14 protein-coding genes are annotated in these 16,940 nt (G+C 40.3%); all 14 read right to left on the bottom strand.

The annotated features are described in order from the left end of the window. Positions 1-11 precede the first annotated feature (11 nt). The 14 genes from MHB83_RS12270 to bshC all read right to left on the bottom strand — a co-directional run bounded on the left by MHB83_RS12270 (position 12) and on the right by bshC (position 16,920). On the bottom strand, positions 12-701 hold the full coding sequence (locus MHB83_RS12270) for a DUF881 domain-containing protein (protein WP_003211621.1): 690 nt from the start codon (positions 699-701) through the stop codon (positions 12-14). Then, a complete protein-coding gene (locus MHB83_RS12265) occupies positions 698-1,477 on the bottom strand; it encodes a cell division protein FtsQ/DivIB (RefSeq protein WP_342496364.1) in 780 nt (259 codons plus the stop codon). The genes MHB83_RS12270 and MHB83_RS12265 overlap by 4 nt, the downstream gene beginning before the upstream one ends. A gap of 127 nt (positions 1,478-1,604) precedes the next feature. Continuing rightward, positions 1,605-2,516, bottom strand: a complete 912-nt coding sequence (gene murB / locus MHB83_RS12260; RefSeq protein ID WP_342496363.1) for a UDP-N-acetylmuramate dehydrogenase — start codon at positions 2,514-2,516, stop codon at positions 1,605-1,607. A 31-nt stretch (positions 2,517-2,547) separates the two neighbouring features. Further along, positions 2,548-3,642, bottom strand: a complete 1,095-nt coding sequence (murG, locus tag MHB83_RS12255; protein ID WP_003212323.1) for an undecaprenyldiphospho-muramoylpentapeptide beta-N-acetylglucosaminyltransferase — start codon at positions 3,640-3,642, stop codon at positions 2,548-2,550. 197 nt (positions 3,643-3,839) lie between these two features. After that, complete coding sequence (spoVE, locus tag MHB83_RS12250; protein WP_003212197.1) at positions 3,840-4,940, bottom strand: stage V sporulation protein E; 1,101 nt, start codon at positions 4,938-4,940, stop codon at positions 3,840-3,842. A gap of 59 nt (positions 4,941-4,999) precedes the next feature. After that, positions 5,000-6,355 (bottom strand): UDP-N-acetylmuramoyl-L-alanine--D-glutamate ligase, encoded by a 1,356-nt coding sequence (murD, locus tag MHB83_RS12245; RefSeq protein WP_253622636.1) that lies wholly within the window; start codon positions 6,353-6,355, stop codon positions 5,000-5,002. Then, a complete protein-coding gene (mraY, locus tag MHB83_RS12240) occupies positions 6,356-7,330 on the bottom strand; it encodes a phospho-N-acetylmuramoyl-pentapeptide-transferase (RefSeq protein ID WP_003211854.1) in 975 nt (324 codons plus the stop codon). A 135-nt stretch (positions 7,331-7,465) separates the two neighbouring features. Next, positions 7,466-8,941, bottom strand: coding sequence for a UDP-N-acetylmuramoyl-L-alanyl-D-glutamate--2,6-diaminopimelate ligase (locus MHB83_RS12235; protein WP_050945101.1), 1,476 nt, complete (start codon positions 8,939-8,941; stop codon positions 7,466-7,468). A gap of 212 nt (positions 8,942-9,153) precedes the next feature. Then, positions 9,154-11,073, bottom strand: coding sequence for a stage V sporulation protein D (locus tag MHB83_RS12230; RefSeq protein WP_342496362.1), 1,920 nt, complete (start codon positions 11,071-11,073; stop codon positions 9,154-9,156). Positions 11,074-11,198: 125 nt separating this feature from the next. Further along, positions 11,199-13,349 carry a penicillin-binding protein gene (locus MHB83_RS12225; protein ID WP_034620042.1) on the bottom strand — a complete coding sequence of 717 codons (2,151 nt, stop codon included), beginning with the start codon at positions 13,347-13,349 and terminating at the stop codon, positions 11,199-11,201. A 7-nt stretch (positions 13,350-13,356) separates the two neighbouring features. Beyond that, positions 13,357-13,704 carry a cell division protein FtsL gene (gene ftsL / locus MHB83_RS12220; protein ID WP_044141994.1) on the bottom strand — a complete coding sequence of 116 codons (348 nt, stop codon included), beginning with the start codon at positions 13,702-13,704 and terminating at the stop codon, positions 13,357-13,359. Positions 13,705-13,741: 37 nt separating this feature from the next. Then, a complete protein-coding gene (rsmH, locus tag MHB83_RS12215; protein ID WP_127686901.1) occupies positions 13,742-14,674 on the bottom strand; it encodes a 16S rRNA (cytosine(1402)-N(4))-methyltransferase RsmH in 933 nt (310 codons plus the stop codon). 66 nt (positions 14,675-14,740) lie between these two features. Next, positions 14,741-15,172: a division/cell wall cluster transcriptional repressor MraZ gene (gene mraZ / locus MHB83_RS12210; RefSeq protein WP_003211163.1), complete on the bottom strand. Its 432-nt coding sequence runs from the start codon at positions 15,170-15,172 to the stop codon at positions 14,741-14,743. A gap of 128 nt (positions 15,173-15,300) precedes the next feature. After that, a complete protein-coding gene (bshC, locus tag MHB83_RS12205) occupies positions 15,301-16,920 on the bottom strand; it encodes a bacillithiol biosynthesis cysteine-adding enzyme BshC (RefSeq protein ID WP_212045836.1) in 1,620 nt (539 codons plus the stop codon). Positions 16,921-16,940 lie beyond the last annotated feature (20 nt).

The raw sequence follows: 16,940 nt of genomic DNA, 5'->3' as shown, positions 1-16,940 counted from the left end.
CCTTTTCACTTTTAATCTTTGTTTCTTAAAAGAGGGTTCATACGAATATCTGTTTTCTCGATCGTCATTGAAATGTGATCACTTGTCAGCTGATCGACCACTCCCCCTGCAATATTTAAAGCAGGTATTAACACAGCTGGATCACCAATAGCAGATATGACAAATGGTGCTGGATGCTGAACACCATCTACTGTGACAACTGGACCGTTACAATGTATGTATGATTGGTGTGTGATTCTTTGCCCATTAATAGATACAGCAGAAGCCCCTGATATAAATAGTTCGTTTATCACATGAAAAATGTGGCTCTCATGCACAATGTAATTATTAACATTTTGTCCACTCGGGATATAAGATGCATCTTCAAGAGACACTTTTACCCCTTTTCCTTTTACACCGATCTCTCCTGTAAACATTCTATATTTCTCAACATCTTCCAGCACATTAAAATATTGCTCTTTTTCATTTTTCAAATTGGACTCCGTTGCTTGTACCTTTGATTGAAGACTATATAATTCTTTTTCGAGTTTCTGATTCGCCTTTTCTTGCGTTGTGAGCTGACTTTTCAGAGAGTATTCTTTTTTCCATTGCTCTGTTCGAATGACATCTGCCTGATGCTGCTTTGTATATTGGTATGAAAAAGAAATCAGAAAACCAAGAACAAGCATGACAATCGAGAATATAACTGTTTTGCCTCTCAACGCTCATCTTCCTTTTTCTTAGATTTAAACGCTTCGAAATACGTAGCGACTTCCATATGGATTGTGCCTTTTTCAGATGATGAAAGTTCTTTTACAATGGCTGGATAGGTTTTCATTTTATCACCGAATGTTTTAATTGATGCAATCACAGTGTTTCCGTCATTCATATAAAATTTAACTAGCCACTTGTTTGAATTGGTCGGCACATAATATATTTCTGAGATGAGTTCCTGAATAGAGGCTGGCAGTTGATTTAAAGATTTAACAGTTTGCCTCAGCTTCTCCTTATTGTCCCAATCGACAAAAATAGGTCCTGCATGACTCGGTGTCACTTCTTCTGGTAAAGCGGTCCCATTTTCAAGAAGCTCATAATATAGATTTCCCTTTTGAAGATACGCAATATTTGCATATTCTTTGACAGCAATACTCACTTTATTTGGGAAATGCTTTTTGATACTGACACTTTTAATCAATTTATTTTGTTTCAAATGATCTGCTGTTAAATCTTTATTTAAATTCCAAAACTCTGTTTCGCCTTCTTTAATTTGTGAAAGTTTAACAAGCTGTTTTGTTGAGACATGCTCGTTACCTGTGATGGTTAAAGAAGAAATTTTGCTGATAGGTGTCTGCAAATAAATAATAATTAAAACCATGATAAAAAACAGTAGTATAAAAGAGATCAGTCTCCGATTCGCTTTTTGCTTCCTTTGTTCTTTAATTTTAGGAATTCGCTCTTCTATATTGACGATCTTTTCATTTTCATGATCAGGCCGCATATATACTCTTCACCTCATTCAAAGCTGCTTGTCCACACCTTTGGGTCATCATTTTGATGAGAAAACAAACGGCATTCTTTCATGCCGTTTGTTTTCCTCAGATGCCATCATTCATAAAAACTAGCTGTTAGTTTTCTTCACCGATAATTTCTACTTCTGTATGCATCTCTACGTTGTAGTCTTCTTTAATTTTCTTTTGGATGAACTGAATTAAGTCCAGCACGTCTTGAGCAGTCGCTCCACCAGCGTTGACAATAAAGTTGCCGTGCATATCAGAAATTCTAGCTCCGCCGATTTGGTATCCTTTTAAATTCGCTTTTTCTACAAGCTGTCCTGCATATTCAGGCAGCGGATTTCGAAAAATACTGCCAGCACATGGCCGGTTATAAGGCTGAGTTTCTTTACGATAATCTTTATTTTGCTGCATCTTCTTTGTGATTTTTTCGCGGTCATCCTGCTTGAGCTTAAACACAGCTTCTAGAACAATGCCAGGTCGTTCCTTTTGTAGGACTGACGTTCGATAGCTAAAATTCATTTGTTCATTTGTGAGCCACTCGATGCTTCCATCTTCAAATAAGATTCTGGCTTTCACAAGAATCTTACTGATATCAGATCCATGTGCACCTGCGTTCATATAAACAGCGCCTCCAATAGATCCCGGAATACCAGCTGCGAATTCCAGTCCTGAAAGCCCCTGTTTACTAAGTGATGTCGCGAGCCTTACGACAGAGTAGCCGCCGCCTACTGTAATTTCTTCATCATTTACAGTTAGGTGATCCAGTCCAGCACCTAACTTTAGGACAACTCCTCGAATTCCCTTATCAAGGACAAGTAAATTAGATCCTCTTCCAATGATCGTCCAATTCGTATGGTGTTTTTTCACATGATCCATGATCGTTTTCACTGCATCGATATCTTTTGGGATGATCAAAAGATCTGCTGGTCCGCCTATTTTCATTGTTGTATGATTTGCAAGCGGCTCATTTTCAAGTACTTTACCAACTTGCGCTTCTAATAATTCATTCTTCAAGTTCTCCATATTACCCTCCGCCTTACCTAATATCATTCCATCATGTAGTTGTAATTTCTTTTAACACATTATATAAACGTGTAGCCGCATCTGGTACTCCGAGTTCTTTCGTTAAACGGCTCATTTGGTTGAGTTTTTCTTCATTACCAGCAATTTCATCAATGGCATGCAGCAAACGATCCCCTGAAAGCTCTGATTCTCTTAAAACAATCGCAGCATCATGTTTTTCAAGTGATCTTGCATTGATTTCCTGATGATTTGCCGTCACGTATGGGCTCGGAATAAAAATGGTTGGGATTCCAAGAGCCGTTACTTCAGCAATTGTTGTAGCTCCTGCTCTTGCAACAATCACATCGATCGATTTCAGGTACTCTGGCATTTGATGCAAGAAAGGTTTGGTGATCATATTAGGTGCTGCACCTTTTTCCTTTAGTTCATTCAACACTTTTTCATAATGAACCTCACCTGTGATATATAAAAGCTGGTAGTTTTTAGCCTTTAAATCATCTTGCATTTCGATCACTGCTCTATTGATAGGAGCAGCACCTCGACTCCCGCCGAAAATAAGAACCGTTTTTTTCTTTTCATCGAGCCCGAATTCTTTAAGAGATTTCCCCTCTTTTATAGAGACGACTTCAGAGGCTCTAGGGTTTCCCGTAAATACAACCTTTTCAGAAGGAAAATGTGCCTTTGCCTCATCAAAGCATATGGCTACCCTATTAACATATCTCGCTAGGAACTTATTTGTAATACCAGGCAGGCTGTTTTGTTCGTGTATAATGGTCGGGATCTTCAGCTTAGAAGCCGCATAAACAACAGGCCCACACACATAACCGCCTGTTCCAATAACCGCATCAGGCTTGAATTCTTTTAAGTAAGATTTGCTTTTTTGAACGCCTTTTAAAAATCTCATCACCGTTTTGACGTTATCAAAGGAAAGCTTTCGTTTAAAACCTGAAATTTCTATTGCCTTGAAAGGGATATTTTCTCTTTCTACAATTTTCTTTTCAAGTCCATTTTCAGTACCGATATATAAAAATTCCACATCAGGATGCAGTCTTTTCACTTCTTTAATAAAGGCTAAGGCCGGATAAATATGTCCGCCTGTTCCGCCTCCACTGATTACTATACGCATTATACCATTTCCCCTCAATTTTTTTCTGCTCTGAACAAAGTATAAACCCTGTTTTAAACAACAGGGCTCCATTAAAACCTGTAAAGAAGAGTCAAAATAAACGTTTTCGAAACAAAAACTGTCATTTTCACTCTTCAAATCATTTTTTTATACTTTTGCAAAATAAACGTCAACATGGTTTCATTAGCTTCAGCACGCTAATATCTTGCGTACCTGCTGACATTAAGAAGTACGCCAATCGCCATCAGCATTAATGTCAATGATGAGCCGCCATAACTAAGGAATGGGAGCGTGATACCTGTCACAGGAATAAGTCCAGTGACAACTGCGATGTTAATCATTACTTGAATGGCAACCATTGAAATAATACCAACTGCTAGGAAACTCCCATATAAGTCTGGGGCTCCAAGTGCTATTCGTATGCCTCTCCATAATAGAACACTAAAGAGGAGTAAAATGAGTGATCCCCCTATAAAGCCAAGCTCTTCAGACAATATCGCAAAGATGAAGTCCGTTTGGGGCTCAGGTAAATAGAAGAATTTTTGTCTACTTTGACCAAGTCCCATTCCGAACAGACCACCTGGACCAACAGCGTATAAGGACTGAATAATTTGAAACCCACTGCCTAGTGGATCTTCCCAAGGATTTAAATAAGATGTAATTCGTTTTATTCGGTAGGGTGCTGATAAGACAAGTGCAGCAAACCCGCTGAGCCCTATAAGACCGAGAAATATAAAGTGAGCAATTCTCGCACCTGAAACAAATATCATAATAATACAGGTTCCAACCATCACCGTTCCTGTTCCCAGATCCGGTTGAAGCATGATGATGGCAAATGCAGAAAATACAATGCCTAAAGCTGGGGCAAAACCTTTTCGAAAGGATGTGATATTTTTTTGCTTTTCAGATAAGAATTTTGCAAGAAACGCAATCATCGCAAGCTTCATAAATTCAGAGGGCTGAATACTAAACGCACCGACACCGATCCAGCTTCTTGATCCATTTCTCTCCATACCGATACCAGGAATAAGTACAAGCAGCAAAAGGAGAAAACAAACAGCAATCAATATCTTTGACCAAGTCCGCCACGTCCAATAATCGACTCGCATAATGAAAAACATTGCGATAACTCCGATTCCGGCAAACAAAAGCTGTCTTTTTGCAAAATAAAACGAATCATCAAATTTATACGATGCCCACACTGCACTAGCGCTGTACACCATAATTAAACCAATCGTCAATAAAAGTAACGTAATGACAACAAGCAAAAAATCCGGAGAAGTTTTCTTATTCGTCAAGAGACCGACACCCCAAGCATAATTTCATTTGGGCTGTCAGTCATATGAGAGACAAGCCCTTATTTAAGCATATGCACGGCGTTTACAAACATGTCTCCACGTTCTTCAAATGTTTTATGTTGATCCCAGCTTGCACAAGCCGGAGATAATAAAATCACGTCTTCTTCTTCAGATATGTTAAACGCCGCAGGTACTGCTTGTTCAACATTATCGACATGTTTTACGTGATGTATTCCAAGCTCTTCACCAAGCTTCACAAACTTAGGTGCAGTCTCACCAAATGTGATAATTCCTTTGACATGTTTCATAAAAGGTTTCAACTCATCAAATTCATTGCCTCGATCAAGTCCACCTGCTAATAAAATAGTCGGTTGTTCGAAGGCTGACAATGCTTTAGTTGTTGCCAGTATATTGGTCGCCTTGCTATCGTTATAAAATTTCCGACTCTGAATTGTATCTACAAATTGCAGACGATGCTTCACCCCACCAAATGTGGTGAGTACGCGTGTGATCGCTTCATTTGAGCAGCCTGCATTTTTTACAACACAAATAGCTGCCAGAATGTTTTCTTGATTATGCTCACCAGGAAGGACAACATCCTTTACATCAATGATATGTTCATTCATGTAGTAAATTGCACCATGTTGAATAAACGCACCATGTTCTACTGGCTCTTTCACTGAGAAAAACACTTTTTTTGCTTTTGAACCTTCTGCTAGTTTTACAACGGAAGGATCATCTAGGTTAATTACAGCGATATCATCTTCCTGTTGATGTGCGAATACTTTCTGCTTTGCTTTTTCATATTCATCACGAGTGTGGTGATAATCTAAATGTGCATCAAAAATATTTAATATTAAGCTGATTTTAGGTCTAAATTCAACTGTTCCCATTAACTGAAAAGAAGAGAGTTCTGTTACGATCCACTCATCGCCAGCTGCATTTGCAGCGACTTCACTGGCAACTGTTCCAATATTACCCGCCACTAATGTTTTTTTGCTGTCTTGTTTCAGCATTTCATAAATCAATGTCGTGGTAGTGGTTTTTCCATTCGATCCAGTAATCCCAATAAAAGGAGATGAGGTTAAATGATACGCTAATTCTATTTCCGTCCAAACTGGAATTTGGCGGCGAAGCGCTTCTTGAACCATCACATTTTCATATGGAATGCCTGGATTTTTAATTAAAATTGTAATGTCTTTATCTTCGAATATACGAAGAGGATGACTGCCACAAATGACATCAATCCCCTTTTCAGAAAGTAGCTGAGCAGGTTCATTTTCTTCAAACGGTTTTTGATCATTTACCGTCACATTTACTCCATGTTCATGAAGAATTGAAGCTGCCGCATATCCGCTTTTAGCAAGACCTAATACTAGTACATGTTCGTTTTTTAACATTTGCATCTTATTCAATTATAACCACACCTCGATGTAAATTCCTAAAACAGCAAGTAATAAACCAGCTGTCCAGAAGGTGACAACTACTCTCCACTCTGACCAGCCAACTAACTCATAGTGGTGATGAAGCGGACTCATCTTAAAGATTCTTTTGCCGGTTGTTTTAAAGGAGATGACTTGAAGAATAACGGATAACGTCTCAACAACAAATACTCCACCAATAATGACAAGTAAAATTTCAAGCTTCGTTAAAATCGCAATTGCTACAATGGCTCCGCCTAATGCTAGAGAACCTGTATCACCCATAAATACTTTTGCAGGATGTGCGTTAAACACAAGGAAGCCAAGAACGGCTCCTGCAACAGCTACTGAAAAGATCGCTACATCATACTGGGATTGATTCCAAGCCAGTATAGCAAATGCTCCGAAAGCAATAGCAGCGGTTCCAGATAAGAGGCCATCCAGTCCATCTGTTAAGTTTACGGCATTAGAACCTCCGACAAGCATGAAAACAACAAGGATAAAGTAAGCCCATCCTAAATCAAAGCTGACGTCTGTTCCTGGAATGCGAATCGTCGTTGCAAACTGATAATAATGGAAAACTGCATAAAAGATCACAGCGATCACAATTTGACCGATTAATTTCTGTTTCGATGTTAATCCAAGATTTCGTTTCATCGCTACTTTAATATAATCATCTAAAAATCCTAATAGGCCGTAACCAAGTGTGACAAATAACAGTAAAAACATTTCTGGACTAATCTCAGAAAATTTGTTGATCATCACAATTGTTGTAATAGTGATAGAAAAGATAATCATGATGCCGCCCATTGTCGGCGTACCAGATTTCTTTTGGTGGGACTGCGGGCCCTCTTCTCTAATACTTTGACCAAATTTTAGTCTTCTTAAAAACGGTATAAAAATCGGGGATAAAAGAACACTGATTAAAAATCCCATTATGATAGTAAACAATATCACCTGTTCAAGCATCGTTCTTTACTCCTTCCGAATTTCCAAAGCCGTTTTCCATCAGAAAATTGCATTCATTATTATGGTATTCATTCGCGTTCTTCGTATGTTGTTTTTGTACAAAATGCTTCATTTCATTACACTCTTTTCATTATTTTAAGATTTGTTTAGATCTAAAATAGCGTCAATAGCAACCTTTGCATCATCAAAGTCATAGACTTGATCGTCAATAATTTGATAGGTCTCATGGCCTTTACCGGCTATTAAGACTGTATCGCCTTTTTTTGCATTGGCAATGGCAAAGAAGATCGCTTGTTTTCGATTCACAAAGCTATGATAATATGCGTCTGGTACCCCGTTTTCCATATCTTTTAAAATGGCTGAAGGATCTTCGCTTCTTGGGTTGTCTGATGTAAATACAGGTTCATCTGCATATTTCACAGCGATTTGAGCCATTTGAGGACGCTTTGTTTTATCACGGTCGCCGCCGCAGCCAATCACGCAGAAAATTTTGCCCTCTGTTAATTCTTTACATGTTGTGAGGACATTTTCTAAACTATCAGGTGTATGTGCGTAATCGACGATGACAGGGAAGTCTTGATCGCAGTTTACAAGCTCGAATCTGCCCTTGACTCCTTCCAGCTCTTCAATCGCACTCACGATCGTCTCAAATGTTAAGCCAGATACGATCCCAACTGATACAGCTGCGAGGATATTATACACATTGAACTTTCCGACGAGGGCAACCGTCACTTTCTTGGTGCCGATTGGAGTGACCAAATCAAATTGAGTTCCCTTCGGCATGATTTGAATATTTTTTGCCATGACATCTGCTTTTCGCTCTAGGGCATACGTCATGACTTCAGCAGCTGTGACTTTTTCAAAATAACTCGAAGCCTCATCATCTGCATTTAAAATCGCATGCTTCGGTTTATTGTGATGAAAGGCACTTCCGAGCTGAGAAAACAGCAAGCTTTTCGCATGTTTATATTCTTCCATTGTGTTGTGGTAGTCAAGATGGTCCTGGGTAAGATTTGTGAAAACAGCAATATCATAATCACATCCATGCACCCTGCCAAGATGGAGGGCATGTGATGATACTTCCATGATGGCTGTGTCTACATCTTGATCAAGCATCTGTTTAAACGTTTTTTGAAGTGTGACACTTTCAGGTGTGGTGTTTTTCACGTCGAGAATGTCATCATTCACCTTCATATACATCGTACCGATTAAGCCTGTTTTCTTCTCGGCTTTTCTCATCATTTGTTCGATCATGTGTGTTGTTGAGGTTTTTCCGTTTGTGCCTGTGATCCCGATGAGATTCAGCTTATGAGTGGGCTGTTCATAAAACGCATCAGCTATTCTTGCAAGTGCTCTTTGAGAGTGTTTCACAATAATGACTGGTACCTCTGTTATGTTAAGAGGGTGTTCTGCTACAATGGCAGCAGCCCCGCTTTTCACCGCTTTTTCAGCATAATCGTGTCCATCTACTGTATAGCCTTTTATACAGACAAAAAGGCTTCCCTTTTTCACCTCTCTTGAATCCATTTCAATGGAAGTGATATCAGGATTTTCGTTTATCAATTCGTTGTTTTCACTTTTAAAGTATGTAAGCAGTTCTTGTAATTTCATTTTCATATCAAACCTCTCAAATTCGTTCACGTGCATGTCTTGTGAAAAAAACACACAGTCTATATTTTATCGTAAAAAAAAGGATACATCCAGCGTATTCCTTAAGTTTCTGTTGGAAAAAACACACTTTGGACTCTTTTTTTCAAACTGGCCTTCTCTTTCAACAAAAAGAGGCAGCCAAATGAGTGCGGCTACCCTCTGTTCATTCTTTATTATTCATCGTTTAAGTATAATCTGATCGTGGAGCCTTCTTTGACCTTTGTCCCAGCAGCAGGTGATTGCTTCACTACTTTACTGCCAGTTCCTGAGGCATCGATCTTTAGGTTGATCAAGAGGGATTCAAGATCTGAAACAGATCCTCCTACAAGATTCGGTACTTCAATGGTTTTTGTGTCCAGCCACTGATACTTCTTTTCAATTTGGCCTTTTCTTTTTTTCACACCCATCTCAGGCAGGCTATCCCGCATAATATGACCAACAATTGGTGCGGCAACGGTACCACCAAATTGAATGGTGCCTTTTGGATTATCCACAGCTACATAGACTACGATACTTGGGTCATCTGCAGGCGCAAATCCGATAAACGACACAATGTGGTTATTCTCCATATACTTTCCGTCCTTTACCTTCTGTGCTGTTCCTGTTTTTCCGCCAACCCGATACCCTTCAACAAATGCATTTCGGCCAGTTCCTTGAGCGACTACACTTTCAAGTGCATACCTGATTTCTTTAGATGTCTCTGCTGAAATCACTTTCTTTTTGGCAATCGGTGATTGCTTTTTCACAACCTCTTTTGTGATTGGATCTATCCATTCTTTTGCAATATAAGGCGTGTAAAGTGTCCCGCCATTTACTGCAGCTGCTACTGCAGCTACTTGCTGAATTGGCGTAACAGATACACCTTGACCAAAGGCCGTGGTCGCCTGCTCTACAGGACCTACACGATCAAGCGGGAACAAAATTCCCCGCCCTTCTCCTTGAAGGTCAATTCCGGTTTTTTGGCCAAATCCGAAATTTTTGATATAAGAAAATAATTTTTCTTTACCAAGACGGTCTCCTAGCTCTACAAAGCCAGGGTTACAGGAATTTTGAACTACTTCCAAGAATGACTGTGATCCGTGCCCGCCTTTTTTCCAGCACCTGAGTCTTGCACCATCAACTGTCACAGATCCGCTGTCAAAAAATGAATCGCGTTTTAAATGCACTTTCTTCTCTTCTAATGCTGCTGCAAGTGTAATAATTTTAAATGTCGAACCCGGCTCATATGTGCTCCACACCGGAAGATTTCGGTTAAACACTTTTGAGTCAACTGATTGATAGTCAGCTGGATCAAAATCTGGTCTGCTTGACATTCCTAGCACTTCACCATTTTTCGGATTCATCGCAATCGCAATCATACCATCTGGATTATACTTTGCCTGCGCGTTGTCTAATTCCCGTTCTATGATGGTTTGTACTTTTGCATCGACTGTTAATTTCATATCAAGACCATCTTTAGGCGGTGTATAATCGTCTGCTTCATCTGGCATTTTCTGCCCTTTTGCATCAGAATAAAACTTCACAGACCCTTTTTCGCCTTTTAGGTCATCGTCATAGTAGGCTTCAAGTCCAAGTAAGCCTTGATTATCGATTCCAGCAAAGCCGAGTACATGTGAAAGAAAGCTGCCAAACGGATAATGTCTGATGCTGTCTTCTGCTACATACACGCCTTCTAAATCAAGCTCTCTTACTTCTTTTGCTTTTTCATGTGATACCTTTCTGCCCTCAGGAGAAATTCGTTCAATTGATGTTTTTTTCGTGACGTGCTTGTACGCTTTTTCTTCAGACATATTCAGCACAGCTGCCAATTTCTTGCTTGTTTCTGCGGGATCTTTAATTTGCCGAGGGACGACCAAAATAGATGGAGCACTTTTGTTCGTCGCAAGCTCTACCCCATTCCGGTCCAAAATATCTCCTCGTTCTGGTTCGAATGGGAGGTTTCGGCTCCATGAATCTTTTGCTAAGCTTGTCAGCTTCTCACCCATAATAAACTGCACATATCCTAATCTAGTATCTATGATGAAAAAAATGATCACCCCAAACAGCAGCACGAAAAGCAATCGTTTTCTCACTGTTACACTCGACACTCGCACGCCCGGTTCACTCCTTACATATGGCTTGTTTTCATCATATGCAGGCCCGTCCTTTTGTAGAACGCACCGTGATATTCTGCTGGAGCAAAAGAAAAAACCTAGCAAGTGATTTGCTAGGTTTACAGTTAATTTGGGCTTTTAAATGTCACAGTGACGACTTTGTCTGAAATCTCCGCTCCACTTTTGACACTTTGTTTCACAGCATAGCCTTGTCCATTTGTTTCTATATGCACACCGGCAATCGAAGCATATTGAAGGACTTCTCTTCTGGACCAGCCTGTCATATCAGGCATCTTAATGGTTTTCCCTGCTGTTTTCAAGAAGACTTTCTGGCTTTCAGAGAATTCAGAGCCCGCACTCGGCCACTGGCGTTTAATGGACAGACCGTCGCCGATGACAACAGGTGTTAAGTGTTTATTTTTGACTTCTGTTTCAGCCTGCTTCACTTCTAAATCCAGGAATGAAGGCATCGTTTCTTGTTTCACTTTTTGTTCGCCTGATTTCTTATCGTCTGTTTTTGTTGGTGCAATATTTAAATATAGCAAACTATTTTTCATGACAGGGTTAAAGATTTGAGAAACCGGAGCTGACCCCGTTTCTGTTTCAGACAGCTGCGGCTGCTGGACAGCCACATAAACAAGTAGCTTCGGATCATCTTTTGGCGCCATTCCCATAAATGAAAAGACGTAATCGTTTCTTCCTTGGAGGTAACCGCCGGCACCGCCAATTTGTCCCGTTCCTGTTTTTCCAGCAACGTCGAAGCCTTTGATTTGATAAGGCTGACCTGTTCCAATTTTCGAGGAAACAACCTCACCTAAAATGTCACGAACTTGCTTCGCTGTATCAGATGAAATCGGTTTTCCTGCCGCTGTTGGTTCGTGCTGCAAAATCGTTTTGTTTGTGTTCGGGTCTGTAATATGGTCAATGACATATGGCTTCATCATTGTTCCGCCGTTTGCTATCGCAGTAGCTGCTTCGATTTGTTGAATCGGTGTGATGGCTGATGCTTGACCATAAGCTGTCGATGCTTTGTCATATTCATATCTATAATTGATTTTACTAGACGCTTCGTTCGGCAAGTCAATCCCCGTTTTGTCATAGAAATGGAACTTCTGCAAATATTGTTCGTAGCGTGTGAAGCCTAGTTTTTCTTTTGCGAGCTTTGCAAAGGCCACATTTGACGAGCGAAGAACTCCTTGATGAAAGTCAATTTTCCCCCAGCCATTTCCGTTGTTGTGGTCTCGGACAAGGCCGCCGCCTACTTTATAAGTACCAGATTGATATTTGTCATTGCCTTGGTAGACCCCTTCTTGGATCGCCGCAGCGAGGGTAAAGATCTTCATCGTTGAACCTGGTTCAAATGCATATGAAATCACATCATTGTTATAATTCGTAATGTCTAGTTCATTTAAATTAAAGCTTGGCCGCTGCCCCATCGCGAGAACCTTCCCAGTTTTCGGATCAACGACTGTGGCAATGATTTTCTTCGGCTTATACTTTTTGGCAACCTGCGTCATACTTTCTTCAAGAAACGCTTGAATTTTCTGATCGATGGTCAACGTGACATTTTTCCCGTCTTTCGGGGCGACAATGTCTTCTTTACTATTCGGTAAGGCCCATCCGCTTCTGTCACTGTTATATGTCACATAGCCGTCTTTTTCTTTTAAAAATTTGTTCAGTGCCTTCTCAAGTCCCATTGCACCTGACATGTCCTTTGTCGCCTCATTTAATCTGGCATAACCGATTAGGTTAGAAGCAAACATGCCGTTAGGATAATATCGCTTCGTGTCTTTTTCAAAAGCAACACCTGGAAGCTTTAGCTTTTCAATTTTTTCCTTCGTTGAAAAACTAATATCCTTCCCCGCTTTACCAAACTCCACTTGGAATGCATCTTTTGTATTGAGACGCTTTAAAATTTCGCTTTCACTCATATCGATGACTTTCGAGAGCTCTTTTGCCGTCTTTTCTTTATCGACGACATGCATTGGATGCTTAGGGTCAACTGTCATTTTCTTGCTCATGACCGCAATGAGCTTATACACAGATGTATCCTCAGCGATCACATTTCCATTCCGGTCTAAAATAGATCCTCTTTTTGCTTCAAGTGTTTTCTTCGATTGATATTGTTCATTTGCCTTGGCAGCCAATACTTGTCCATCAACCGTTCCTGTAATTTGAATATAGATAAAACGTGCTAGGATGATAAAGAAAAACAGGGCGAAGCAAATACTCGCAATTGCCGCGCCTCTGTTCATCATTTTATTCTTTTTAGGCATCGCCATGTTAATCGACCTTCTTAACATCTTTCGAAATAGTTAAGCCTGCTTTTTTTGCGGCATCAATGATTCTTTCTGGTTCACTCAGCAAGTCTTTTTCCTTTTGTAGCTCAGTGATCTTCTTCGATTCTAAAGATACTTGCTGTTCTAGCTTCTGCACTTCGATATTGGCGTGATAGACAGCAAAAGCTTTAGAAATGATGAGAATCGAGCTGCACATAAGAGCCATGACAAACATGACAAGTAAGATTTTTTCACCAAGTGTGATAGAACCTCTTCTTTTAATGACAACCGATTGGCCTTGCTGCTCTGTTTGATGTTGCTTCACTTCTCTTTGATAAGCCAAATTACTCATAAGAAACCTCCTTTTTATCATCATCTATGGTGTCGTTTTACTTTTTTTCTGCAATTCGGAGCTTCGCTGAACGGGCACGGTTGTTATGTTCCAGCTCTTGTTCTGATGCAACGATCGGTTTTCTCGTGATCAGCTTCAGCTTTGGTTCAAGTCCTTCTGGAATCACTGGTAGTCCGTGCGGAAGTTCTGGAAGAGAAGACATTTCTCTAAATGTACTTTTACAAATCCGGTCTTCAAGTGAATGGAATGTAATGACAGAAATTCTCCCCTTCGGATTGAGTAACTCTATTGCTTGTTCTAGTGCTTCTTCAAATACTTTCAATTCATCATTTACGGCAATTCGGATCGCTTGAAACACTCTTTTCGCTGGATGTCCGCCAGTTCGTCTTGCAGGTGCCGGAATTCCTTCTTTGATAATGTCGACAAGCTCACCCGTTGTTTCAATTGGCGCTTTTTTTCTTGCTTCTTCAATTTTGCGTGCGATTTGCTTGCTGAACTTTTCTTCCCCATATTTGTAGAAAATCCGAACTAGATCTTCAAATGGCCATTCATTCACCACTTTTTTTGCCGACAATGCGGCTGATTGATCCATTCGCATGTCAAGAGGTGCATCATGGTGATAACTAAAGCCTCTCTCTGGTGTGTCGAGCTGAGGAGATGATACCCCAAGGTCAAAAATCACACCGTCTACGTTTGTAATACCTTGTTCATTCAGACGTTCTTTTAAATATCGGAAGTTGCTTTTTATGAAAAGAATGTTCGCTTTAGAATCCGCGAGCTTCTCTCGTGCATGATCCAGTGCAGCATCGTCTTGGTCAAATCCAATCAATGTTCCTTTTTCTGATAATTGAGATAGTAAATATGAGCTATGACCTGCTCCGCCTAGCGTGCAGTCCACATATGTACCGTCTTCTTTTACGTTTAAACCGTCAACTGTTTCTTTTAATAATACTGTCTCATGTTGAAACATGATGTTATGGTCCCACCTTTTTCAAATAGAAATGAATGTGTAGAAAGCTTGCTGCACAAGGGATTATTATATATCAAATCCAATCATGTTTTCAGCAATTTCAGCAAAAGAATCTTCTTGCTCTTCTGTATATTGTTCCCAGATCGACTTACTCCACAACTCAATTCGATTTGAAACGCCGATGACCACACATTCTTTTTCGAGTTTTGCATATTGGAGTAGGTTTGATGCGATGTTAATACGCCCCTGCTTGTCCAGATCGCATTCGACTGCGCCAGAGAAGAAGAACCGGGTAAACGCACGTGCATCTTTTTTCGTTAGCGGTAGTGCCTTGAGTTTCTCTTCGATTAGTTTCCACTCACTCATAGGGTAGCCAAATAAACATTGATCAAGCCCTCTCGTCAGCACAAACTGTTCTCCGAGACCGTCTCTAAATTTAGCAGGGATGATCATGCGCCCTTTTGTATCAATCGTATGTTGGTATTCACCCATGAACATGATAATCAGAGCCCCACTTTCTCACCCATACTCTCCACTATCCACCACTTCTCTCCACAAAACTTATTCTACACTGTTTCTACATAAAAAAAAACCCTGAACTAGTCAGGGTTCATTAAAACTTTATTTCAAAGTTTGACAATTTGTTGCTTGTTTTGAAATGAAAATGGCATATTTTTGAATGTTTTGAAGAATTCTGGACCATATTTGTTTAAAAAGTACATGATATTCCAAATTCTTTCTTGCGGAGCATCTAGTGGTTTTAAACTATTTTCAATCCGTTCAAAGTCCCGAAGGATATATCCTTCCTTCTCTTCCACACGCTGCGCAACCTTTTGATAAACAAATTGAAGCTGGTCTTCAATAAATTTGGCATTTTTATCTAGCAGCTGCTCGAAGTTTGGTTCAATCTCCAGTGCTTCTTGTCTCATCACGTCATGAGCATTTGCTAATTCACGTTTGGCGTGTTGAACCGCTTGAACAAAGCTGTCTGGAAGACTTTGCTGAAAGTGCGCTTCTTTCTTTTCTTTCACTCCATTTGTCAGCACTTCTTCTACCGACAGTTCTCTAACTGGCAGTTTCTTGTCGATGTGCCTTTCAAGAAGGGTTACATGCAGTCTCGGAAGAACAGGCGCCATCTTTAATTTAAAATGCTCAAAGATTCCTTTCAGCTCTCCCCAATAGTTAACCTCACCGTGTCCTGCCATAAAGGCAAGTGTCGGGAGAAGGGTTTCCTGCATCAAGGGACGCGTCACCACATTGTTGCTAAACCGTTCTGGGTGCTCCTCCACTTCCTGCAAAAGCTCTTCCTTCGTCCACGTAAGCCCCACTTCTGATATAGAAAACCGGCCGTTCTCTTTTTCAATCAGGAAACGTTCCTCATCATATTCGTAAAACAGATTCGCCTGATTGTCACCAGCTTCAATAATTGGCTGATATCCTGCTCGTTTCATAGCAGCCTGCGATTCATTTAAGCGAGCAGTAACTGCATCATTTGTCTCGACAATGTGCTTGAATAACGCACGCTCGAGTGGTTTGACACCTAAGTCCCCCGAATTAAATAAAAGCAGTCCATCCTCTTCAAAGAGGTCACATACAATCCATTCAAAGAAATCAGTAAACGTTTGTGATTTGCGTAAACATCGAAGAAGCTGATCAAACAAGTCATTGGTGTATGCTGATTCTTCATACGTTGAAAACACATCACGGAGCCATGTCTCGGTTTTTTCTTGATCAAGCGGGATTCTTTTCGCAGCCGCTTTTTTGACGTTATGTAATGACAGCTTTTGTTTCACTGGCCCTTTTTCGCCAGATGTGTACACAAAATTAATTTCATCTACGTCATGATCCTCACCGGCTACCCAAAAGACCGGAATCACCGGGACGCCAAGCTCTGTTTCTTTTTCTTTTGCAAACTGAATGATGGATATGATTTTATGTATGGTATAAAGCGGTCCTGTTAATAGACCAGCCTGCTGTCCTCCGACCACCATGACACTCCGTTCATCACGGATCTTTTCAATGTTCTGGCGCATCGCTTTCGATTCAAACTTTGCGTGGTACGCGCTCATATAATCCGCTAAAGCCTCGCGCGGGAAGCTCATTTCCATGAGATCGTCGTATCTCTTTTTCCATGTGTGCTCAGAATGTATATCATAATCAAAAAAAGTCGTCATCTCTTTTTTTTCTTCTATATAATCACGTATGAATAAATTCTGACTTCGGATGGAAAGTTCAGTCAATTGCATGTTTAGAACTTCCTTTCTTC

Source organism: Bacillus sp. FSL K6-3149 (genome assembly GCF_038630515.1).
Lineage (GTDB): Bacteria > Bacillota > Bacilli > Bacillales > Bacillaceae > Bacillus > Bacillus pumilus.
The sequence above is the reverse complement of the archived record's forward strand: the minus strand, read 5'-3'. Positions and strand labels throughout refer to the sequence as shown.